Origin of the sequence: Gracilimonas sp. (genome assembly GCF_035704785.1) — a bacterium.
In the GTDB taxonomy this organism is placed as follows: Bacteria; Bacteroidota; Rhodothermia; order Balneolales; family Balneolaceae; genus Gracilimonas.
In genome coordinates this window covers 21,713-31,882 of sequence record NZ_DASSWP010000079.1, presented here as the reverse complement: position 1 = coordinate 31,882, position 10,170 = coordinate 21,713, and the positions used below count along the sequence as shown (strand labels likewise).

General features: G+C 40.9%; 7 protein-coding genes. 3 read left to right on the top strand and 4 right to left on the bottom strand.

Annotated features, from left to right (window positions below; genetic code table 11):
• Window positions 1–271: 271 nt before the first annotated feature.
• The 3 genes from VFM80_RS04580 to secG all read right to left on the bottom strand — a co-directional run bounded on the left by VFM80_RS04580 (window position 272) and on the right by secG (window position 5,337).
• Window positions 272–3,151: a M16 family metallopeptidase gene (locus tag VFM80_RS04580; protein WP_395070013.1), complete on the bottom strand. Its 2,880-nt coding sequence runs from the start codon at window positions 3,149–3,151 to the stop codon at window positions 272–274.
• 379 nt (window positions 3,152–3,530) lie between these two features.
• On the bottom strand, window positions 3,531–4,790 hold the full coding sequence (locus tag VFM80_RS04575; RefSeq protein ID WP_395070011.1) for a Zn-dependent hydrolase: 1,260 nt from the start codon (window positions 4,788–4,790) through the stop codon (window positions 3,531–3,533).
• Between the two features lie 160 nt (window positions 4,791–4,950).
• Entirely contained in the window at window positions 4,951–5,337 is a 387-nt protein-coding gene (secG, locus tag VFM80_RS04570) for a preprotein translocase subunit SecG (protein WP_395070009.1), read from the bottom strand.
• Window positions 5,338–5,433: 96 nt separating this feature from the next.
• Between secG and VFM80_RS04565 the strand changes: the two genes are divergently transcribed.
• Window positions 5,434–6,357 (top strand): mechanosensitive ion channel family protein, encoded by a 924-nt coding sequence (locus VFM80_RS04565; protein WP_395070007.1) that lies wholly within the window; start codon window positions 5,434–5,436, stop codon window positions 6,355–6,357.
• Between the two features lie 59 nt (window positions 6,358–6,416).
• Here VFM80_RS04565 and VFM80_RS04560 read toward each other — a convergent pair whose 3' ends face one another.
• Window positions 6,417–7,091, bottom strand: coding sequence for an SOS response-associated peptidase (locus VFM80_RS04560; RefSeq protein ID WP_395070005.1), 675 nt, complete (start codon window positions 7,089–7,091; stop codon window positions 6,417–6,419).
• A 148-nt stretch (window positions 7,092–7,239) separates the two neighbouring features.
• Here VFM80_RS04560 and VFM80_RS04555 point away from each other — a divergent pair, with 148 nt between their 5' ends.
• Together VFM80_RS04555 and VFM80_RS04550 are read left to right on the top strand one after the other, a co-directional pair.
• A complete protein-coding gene (locus VFM80_RS04555; RefSeq protein WP_395070003.1) occupies window positions 7,240–8,172 on the top strand; it encodes a CPBP family intramembrane glutamic endopeptidase in 933 nt (310 codons plus the stop codon).
• Between the two features lie 255 nt (window positions 8,173–8,427).
• Window positions 8,428–10,038, top strand: a complete 1,611-nt coding sequence (locus tag VFM80_RS04550) for a DEAD/DEAH box helicase (RefSeq protein ID WP_395070001.1) — start codon at window positions 8,428–8,430, stop codon at window positions 10,036–10,038.
• Window positions 10,039–10,170 lie beyond the last annotated feature (132 nt).

Genomic DNA, 10,170 nt, shown 5'->3' with positions numbered 1-10,170 from the left:
CACTGATTAACTTTAATTCAGTATGTGGGTGTATCATATTTAAGTTGGTTAGGTGTTATTTCAGATAATGGAATTTTTTTAAAAGTATTAGACAAACGCATCTATTCAAATGAATCAAAATTCAGGTTTCTTAGCAATTTTATATGTTAAAAAACTGATTTGATATAACTTATATAAAAAATCTTACTTTTTGTATGAAGAAGTAATAAACAAAAAAATCCCGCCTGAACTTAATCAAACGGGATTTTTATACAACTATTAATTGTGTCGCTTACTGCTCTCCGTTACCTGTAGCGTTTCCTTCTTTATATTCAGAAATAATATCACCTTTCTCGGTAACTGCAATAACTTCGTAGCCGAGAGCTTCCAAGCCTTCGCGATGTGCTTCGGCATCACCTACTACCAGGATGTAGAACTGATCCGGTTGCAGATGCTTTTTAGCAAGATCGTTGATCTCTTCCTGTGAAATGGTTTCAATGATCTCTGCCTGCTCATCTACAAAAGACTCATCCAGGTCGTAGCGTATAATTTGACGCAAGAAACCTGCTTTTTGCTGTGGGGCCTCATATCGACGAGCATCACTCTGTCCAATGGAATTTCTCATGAAAGCCAGCTCTTCTTCCGTAATGCCTCCTTCACGATATTCTGTGATCTCTTTCATAAATTCATAAACTGCACTGTCGGTAGCAGAAGCTCTAACCCCTGCGTATGCAGTGAAAGGCCCGGGTTCATCAGAGCCGCTAAAGCCTGATCCGGCTCCATAGGTCCATCCTTTATCTTCCCGAAGGTTAAGATTTATGCGACTGTTGAAAGCTCCTCCCAGTACATAGTTCATGAGAGACCTTTTGTAATATTCACCGGTGGCATCATAAGTCAGGTCCGTCATATTTCCAATTCGGATCTGAGATTGTGGCGCTCCTTTTTTGTCGACTAAATAGATCTTGGTGTTTTCTGCAGGCTCAACTTCAGGAAGATCAGGAACCTCAGCCCCTTTGGGCTCCCAGCTTTTTAGAAAATCCAGTTTTGAAAGGATCTCATCCTTTTCAATATCTCCTACAATTACCAGTTCGGTAAGCTGAGGGTCATAGTATTTCTCATAAAAAGCCTTTACATCTTCCAGGGTAATACGCTCAACGGTTTCTTCAAGTCCACTTGAAGAAACTGAATATATGTGTTCATCTCCATAAAGCAGACGATTATAAACCATACCGGCTATTGAAGCAGGATTCTGATAACTTGACTTAAGTCCTTCAATCTGCCGCATTTTAACGCGGGCAAAATCCGTCTCATCAAAACCGGGACGCATCATGATCTCTTCAGCCAGTTCAAGCGTTCTATCAAGATTCTTTTTAAGAGTACTGATGTAAACGGTAGTAGACGAAGTTCCTGAAGATACCCGAACTGTACTCGCTGTTTTGCGAAGTTCTTCCTGTATCTCCTCAGCTGTATAATTCTCCGTTGACTCGTTTAGCATGGACGCTGTTAAAGAAGCCAAACCGGCTTTATCCGGAGCATAAGAATTCATCCGGTGCCCACCCTCAATACTCAACTGCAATGTAACTATAGGAATTTCGGTGTAATTGGTTCCAATCACTTCAATTCCGTTATCGAAGTCTTCCCTCCAAAACTCAGGTACCTGAACCAGAGGGGCTGTTTTAGCTTCCGGTTTCACACTTCGGTCAAAGTTATCGCCGGTTGGGCGTTCATATTCCAATCCGGTATAATCAGCTTGCGGATATGGATTTTCTCCCTCTGTTGGAGGGGTATAATTATCCGATTTGGCAGGTTCAGTGTTTTCGTTGGGAAGTACACTTTGAATTACAGCAGGTTGTTCGTAAATATATTTTTTGAATACCCGCATGATATCTTCTTTGGTAACATCAAGGTATCGCTGCAGATCTTTTTGAATGTAATTTGGGCTTTCTGCAAACGTCTCATAACTGGCTAACTGAGAAACTTTCCCGCTCACATTTGCCAGACGATTTATGAAGCTGGATTCATAAGATGCCTTGATCTTCATCAGGTCTTCATCAGAAACACCATCCTTGGCAAATTCATCAAGAATTCCACGCACCTCAGTTTCAAAGTCGGCAAGAGTTTGCCCGGGATAGGGAAGCACAAACATGGAAAATTCACCGGCAAGTTCACTGGAAGAATTTCCAGCAAAAGCCTGAATAGCTTTCTGAGTTTGAACAAACTTTTGGAAAAAATAAGAACTTCTTCCAGTTCCCAGAATTTGAGCAAGAAAATTCAAAGGAGCTTCATCTTCATGATATTCTTCTACAGTTGGATAGGTAAAGATAAGCGCCGGAAAGCGGATGTTATTATCTACATATGAAACATAACGGTCTTCTTCTATCGTTATCGGATCAAGTTCCATTTCCTCTACTTCAGGTCCGGATGGAATCACTCCAAAATATTTCTCAACTAAAGCCACTACTTCTTCAGGATCTACGTTACCACCCACGGTCAATACAGCATTATTTGGGCCATACCATCTCATAAAGAAATTCTTCAGATCTTCAAGGTTAGCACGATCCAGATCTTCCAGTTTACCAATGGTTAGCCAGGAATATGGATGTCCGTAAGGATACAAAGAAGCTGCATTCAGTTCACTGTATAAACCATAAGCACGGTTATCATAATTTTGCTGCTTCTCATTCTTTACCGTAGAGCGCTGTACTTCAAACTTCTCTTGCGTGACGGCGGGAAGGAAAAACCCCATGCGATCAGCTTCAAGCCAAAGTGCCACTTCAAGCTGATTGCTTGGCAGTGTTTCAAAATAATTGGTTCGATCCCGGTTTGTAGTTCCATTCAGGGTACCTCCTGATTCAGAAACGATCTTAAAATGCTCTTCGTCGGCTACATTTTCAGAGCCCTGAAACATCATGTGCTCAAAAAAGTGAGCGAAACCGGATTTACCCAATTCTTCACGGGCTGAACCTACGTGATAAGTTACATCCACGTGAACCAGAGGATCTGAGTCATCTTCGTGAATAATAAGCGTTAATCCATTATCAAGAACATATTTCTCGTAAGGGATCACTAATTCATCGTCACTTTGAGTGACTTTCTCAATGAGTTGTGTTTGCCCGAATCCGATACTCACGAATAACAGGGAAACAAAGAACGTTGTTACTAAGCGTTTCATAAGAAATGTGAGTTTGTGTGACCCATAATGCGCCACAGTTGAAATTTATAGCAAAAGAATGAATTACCTCTAGATATACAGGTATTTGCATGATTTACCTGTAAAAAGATAACTCCCCGAACTATTTTATTAGTACTAAAGTAACAAAGTTTCAGGAAAATATTCAGTATTTGTAAGATTAAGTTTTTTGGGAAATTAAATAAACTAAATGCGGCTTTTATTATTGTTATAACTTCCTCACAGGTAAATATTTAGTCAAAATAAAAATCTTACCCTTTATTGGTAAAACCCACCCGATGTTTCTCACCGAATAAGGCATATTTACCGGCAGCTATAAATGTAGCTAAAAACTCAGATAAGGGGTGATCGTTTGCATCATCTACCGGTTGGCTAAATCCAGCATCACATGCAGCAATACATTAATGCCACGATCCAGGTCCTCATCTTTCGTAAACTCTTCGATATTATGGCTGATACCATCTACAGATGGAACAAATATCATTGAAGTGGGACAAATTGCAGCCATCATTTGTGCATCATGACCTGCTCCGCTGATCATTCGCTTTGAAGAAAACCCGAGCTTTTGAGCCTGTTCTTGTATGGCCCCTGCTACTTCACCCGAAAGATCTACCGGATCAAACCGGACTCTTTCTTTCCGTTCAAATCTTGTATTCTCCTGATCACACAACGCTTTTATTTTCTCATCTACCTCAGACTGAAATTTTTTCAGTTTCTCTTTTTCGGGATGCCTAAGGTCTGTGGTTAATCTCACTTTTTCCGGAACCACATTTATAAGGTTTGGGGAAACTTCGGTAATGCCTACTGTCCCCACTCCATCTAATTCATTTGCTTTTTCACGAACGAAGGCCGTTAATTGAGCAGCCACTAATCCGGCATCTTTTCTTAACTCAATTGGAGTTGTTCCGGCATGAGCCGCCCTTCCTAAAATAGTGTATTCCGTCCAATAAATGCCTTGAACTTTAGTTACAGCGCCAATATTCAATCCTTCATTCTCGAGGATCGGTCCCTGTTCAATATGTATTTCCACAAACGCGGAGACGGGAAAGTGACCGGGTTCAAACTTTCCTTTGTAGCCGATTCTTATAAGTTCATCCCCTAACAATACTTTTCCATCCACTGATTCAATGCCATGCAATTCATCAATGGAAATTCCTTTTTTAAAAGCTAAACTTCCCATCATATCGGGAGTAAACCGAACTCCCTCTTCATTGGTGAAATTAGCCACTTTCAGCGTTCGCTTTGGTCTGATCCTATTTTCCCTAAGTGTCTCAATAATTTCTAATCCGCCCAAAACACCCAAAGGCCCGTCAAATAAACCGCCGGTTCCTACGGTATCAAGATGTGAGCCCGTCATCACGCATGGTTCATTGGTTTCACCTGGAAGTGTCAGAAACATATTTCCGATTTGATCTATTTCCAGTTCAATATCCAGTTCCTGAGTCCATCTTTTAAGCAGATCCCGGGCAGCTTTATCTTCATCTGACAGCGAAAGACGACAGACACCTCCCCCTTCCATTGCCCCGATCCTGTTAATTTCGTTGAGTCTTTTTTTAAAGCGGTCAAAGTTGATTCTCAGTTCCTGATATTCATCCATAGGCTTAATAAATGATCTTTCCATTTCTGCTTTCTTGATTATAGCACAAATTATTTTTTAACGAATGTTCTATTTGAATCAAAGCCACTTACCTATTCATTGTGAATTTCACCAATTTGAGTTAGCATAAAAAAAGCCTCATCAATTTAATGATGAGGCTTTGAAATTCTCATAAATCAACGAATTAGTTTTCGCCGTCTCCGTCAGTGTCAGCATCAGTGTTACCTTGCTCGCCTTGTGTTTGAGGGATAGCAGGTGAGGTTTGAGAAGGAGCTTCTATCGGAACATTCAATCCGGGGGCTCCCTCCTGTAGAATACTACGGTTGGCTTCTCCCCTGTCGATAGCAAAATTAGCCAGAACACACAGCGTTAAGAAAATAGCCGCAAGTATAGATGTTGATTTCGAGAGTAAGTCAGCTGTTCGGCGAGCACCAAGTCCGCCACCGCCACCGATGGCACCTGCACCTCCCATCCCGGAAATTCCTTGCCCCTGTCCGGGTTGCAGTAAAATAACCAGGATCAACAGAAAGCAAATAACAGCAATAACTCCGACAATAATATTATAAAGCATGTAATTATATTCTTAATCTTTTAGAAGGATGAAAAGATACCCAATTTTGCATACTATCCCAAGCATTCACTATTCGAAATTAAATAAATTGTAAGGATGGAAGAATTCATAAACAACGCAACAGAATTTATCGCCAATTCCCCGCGCCTTACCGTTCAAATGGTAGAGACCATCGTCATTATATTAGCGTTATGGGGAATCAGGATTTTTGCCATTCGCATCCTTCAACAAAAGGTTGAAAGCAAGAAAACAGTATACAAGTGGCAAAAAAATATAACGTACATCACTTTTTTCCTTGGGGCGCTCATCCTTGGTCAGGTCTGGTTTTCAGCTCTTGGTCAGTTAGGTACATTTTTGGGATTGCTTTCTGCGGGTATTGCCATTGCTCTGAAAGACCCCGTAACCGATATAGCCGCATGGCTTTTCCTGATTTGGCGAAAGCCATTTGATATAGGAGATCGCATTCAGGTTGGAAATTCAAAAGGTGATGTGATTGACATTCGTGTGTTCAAATTTACCATTCTGGAAATCGGTAATTGGGTGGACGCTGACCAAAGCACAGGTCGGGTTATCCATGTCCCAAACCATAAAATATTTTCTGATGACATTGCCAACTATACCAGTGATTTTGAATTTATCTGGAATGAAATGGGCGTACTTTTGACCTTCGAAAGTGACTGGAAAAAAGCCAAAAAAATCCTTGAAAAGGTGGTTGAAGAAAACATGCAGGAGTTTGTAGAACAAGCACGAGAAGAGATAACAAAGGCTGAGAAATCATACTTGATCCAATATCGCTATCTCACCCCAATTGTTTATACCAGTGTAAAAGATAGCGGGATCAACCTTTCCATTAGATACCTGATAGACCCCCGCAAACGCAGAGGAATGTCCCAAGCTCTTTGGGAATCGATATTGGATCGTTTTGATGAACACGACGACATTGATTTCGCCTACCCAACCATCCGCTATTATAATAACCCTACGGAAGGCAAACCCGGAACCACCCCCAATGGGAATTAGAAATTTTGAATGTTGATTTATAAACCAATTCAACATTCATAATTTAGCATTCCCAATTTCTAATCCTCATCATAGTTCCGGAGCTTTGGTATGGGTTGAACTAATTCTTTGGAATTATTAGATGGATCATTCACCAACTCCGGTACCCTGAAGACCGACATATCCGGCAATAAGTGATTCCCGGAAAATCCTTTCTCGACCATATTAAGAGCTTCCCCATTAAGCCATTTACTAAAGACGCCCGGATCGAGAACAACCGGCATGGTATCATCGAGTGGTTCAACCAAAGCATTAGCAGGCATTGTCAACACAGCATAAGAATGTATCTTTTGACCCTTTGTATTTTTATAATTGTTATAAACCCCGGCAAATCCGGTAACCTCTTGAGATAATATCCTCAGATAAAATGGAAGGGGATCGTCCACAGTTTCTTTCCACTTATAAAAGCCAGACGCAGGAATAATGCATGGTGTTTGTTTAGCCAGTGATCTCAGGCTTTCACTTTCTGACAGTCTTTCATAATCTATTTCATTCATATCTTGTTTGGAATCTTTAAGAGATAAACCCCAGGTAGAAGTAATGATCTGTCTTTTTCCATCTTCTTCAACTATTATAGGCATAGAGTGCCCCATCATTACATTATAATTTGGTTCATAAAGGGTATCAGAATTTGAACTGACACCGAATGTTTCTTCAATAATGTATTTATCAGCTTCTAAAACATATCGCTTCATAGTTTTCTCACTAATTGGTTTATACGGTTAACGGGAAATCTCTGAGGTATTGTGCATTTTTTAAATACAGCCTCCTTAATAAAGGTTTAACGCTTTAAAGAAAACTAAAATTCACTACATTATGGCCACTTTAAAGCCACTTTGATTTATGATCAATCCATTTTTTAACCCGGAAGAACAACGGCTTCGTTCTCTTTTCCGGATTTTGCTGTTCATTTTTCTATTCGCGTTAGCGGTTAGCGCGCCATTCATTATCCCTCTTGCACCTGTTCAGTACATCTTACAATCGGTTTTAGCTTTAGGCTTATTTTATGTGATGTTCCGGTTTGTAGATCAGCGGCCATGGTCCAAAGCGGGCCTCACCATTGATAAAACATGGATTAAAGAATGCACTGCAGGGATTGTAATTGCTGCATCTGTGATGGGACTAATTTTCATAACCCTTTGGCTAACAAATGGACTTGAAGTCACTGGATTTGGCTGGGACCGGAATGGTACACGGTATTGGCTGATTCCGCTTTCTCTTTTCTTATTACAAATGATATCGGTCGGATTCTACGAAGAGGTGATGGCACGCGGCTATCTCATTCCTAACATTGCAGAAGGATTAACTTTTGGAAGTATTACTCCGCAGAAAGCTACTATTTTCGCTGTGATCATAAGTTCTTCTATTTTTGGGATGTTACATGCAGGTAATCCAAACGCATCGCTTACAGCAGTTATAAATATTATTCTTGCCGGAGTGATGCTTGCCATACCCTTTATCATTACCGGGCGATTAGCCCTTTCCATTGGCCTTCACTTCTCCTGGAATTTCTTTCAGGGGGGCATCTTTGGATTTCGGGTGAGCGGTATGGAATTCCGAAACTCAGTCATTCAAATACAACAAGATGGACCGGAATGGTGGACCGGTGGTGCTTTTGGCCCCGAAGCAGGACTGATTGGAATTATAGGGATTCTACTGATCTTAGGACTCTCCATCCTATACCTAAAACAAACCGGAGTTAAATCAGGCTTAGCAGAAAATTTTTCTGCTTCTTTTAAAAATACGACTCCTCAAGCAGCGCAAGTCAACGAATAATCTTCCTTTTAATTAAAATCGCATACCGGTTCCGTCCGTCGCCCGATCACTTTTCAATTCAGCAACATAAAAGCTTTTTACAATGGTTTGATTTAACAATGAGCCCCCATATGCCTCATAATTCGCTGTTTAATGGACAATATTCAAATTCCCTGAGCTTAGTTCACATTTTTTGTATATTTAAGAGTCTTTTGTAAAAAGACATGATCTTTGAAAATTGAACTATAACGCCAAAAAATGAAAGAGGTGTAACCATTGTCTTTTGAAGAATTTGGCTTAAGCCCCGAACTATTGAGCGGGCTGGCCGACGTACGAATTGAACAACCCACACCTCTCCAGAATGAAGTTATTCCACCGGCACTACAAGGCAAACATATGCTTGTAAAACATGAAGCCGGTGATGATGGAGTATTTTTGATACCTGCATTACAAAAACTAACGACCAACGGAGAGGTTTCTGGCACACGAGTTTTAATATTAACACCATCTATTGAGCGAGTTAAGGAAATAGACGAAAAGGTTTGGGGCATGGGTTATCATGCACAGATCAGCAGTGCGGCACTTTCCATGAAAGGAATTCGCACAGAGCAAGAACAAGCTATTAAAGATGGGGCACCGGTTGTGATAGCAAATCCCGGCCGGCTGATTGAAATACTGGAGAATCACAAGCTAACGCTTCCTAACGTAGATCTTATCATTATTGATGAGGCCCACGGCATGGAAAACTACAACCTGGTTAGCCGGGTTAAGGATATAATGAAGTATGTGGAAGGAACTCCTCAATCACTCATTTTTTCTGAGTCCAACAACAAAGCTACGCAGCAGCTTTCCGATCTTCTGCTAAAAGATTCAGTAGTAATTGGATTTGATGAGGCTAAATCTTCCGATCCAAATCCTGAAAAAAATTCTGATTCAGAAGAGAAAGCTTCCTCTCATGATCATAAAGAAGAGGACTTTGAACTTGATCAAGGAGAAGTTAACCGCAAGCTGAAAAAAGCGAGCGTAAGCGTGGTTCTGAACCCCGAAGAGAAAAAGGATGACGAACCGAAAGAAAAAGAAGAAACTCAGGCTAAAGATCAGGATAGTGAAGCAGAAGACCCTGATCCCGTTCCTGAAGATCTGACTCAGGCTTATATTTACGTGCCGCCAAGAGCTAAGATCTCAACATTACTTGCTCATCTGGAAAAAACACTGACCGACAAGATTGTAGTGTTCGCTGCTTCTAAAAGAACAACCGACCGTCTGTTTCGCATTATTCGCAAAAAAGGATGGGGAGTGGTGAGTATCAACGAAGGCCTCAAGGAAGAATACTATGAAGAACGCTTTGGTAAATTCACTTCCGGCGAGATGAAGATTTTGCTGGTTGGAGGATTATCAGCTACCGAAGTCGAGCTGGATGAGGTTAAACAGGTCATCAACTACGATGTACCCGATGAGGTAGAGGAATATAAATATCGCGCCGAATTGGTGGGTAAAGGCAAAGCTGCACGTATTGTATCGCTTGTTTCCAAGATGGATAAAGATGATATCGACGAGATCGTTAAAAAAGTGGGTTATGCCCCAACCGAACTCCCCCTTCCCGAAGAAGTGAAGGAAAAGAAAAGTCGCGGCAAAGAGCCTGACAAGAGTAAGAAAAAGAAAAGCTCGAAGAATAAAGATCAAGGTCGTAACAAGAAAAGCAATGACGACCGGGATCGAAAGCGCCGTAAAAAGCCTAAAAAAGAAGAATCATCAAATGGTAATGGACTGCCTCGTCCAACTTATGATGGACTTTCCGGCGGTAAGGATGGTAAAGGGAAGAGTAAACGCCCGAGCCCCGGAAAATCAGATGGAGCTTTTGGCTGGATCAAGAAATTATTTGATTGATCCTCTTATTCTGATCATTTGATTATTGCAGAGGCGCATCAAAAGATGCGCCTTTTTTTGTTTTAGGAAAGATTGGATTAAAATCGATATACTTTTGGCATTATTACCTTCATTTGCTACCATCCAATGCAC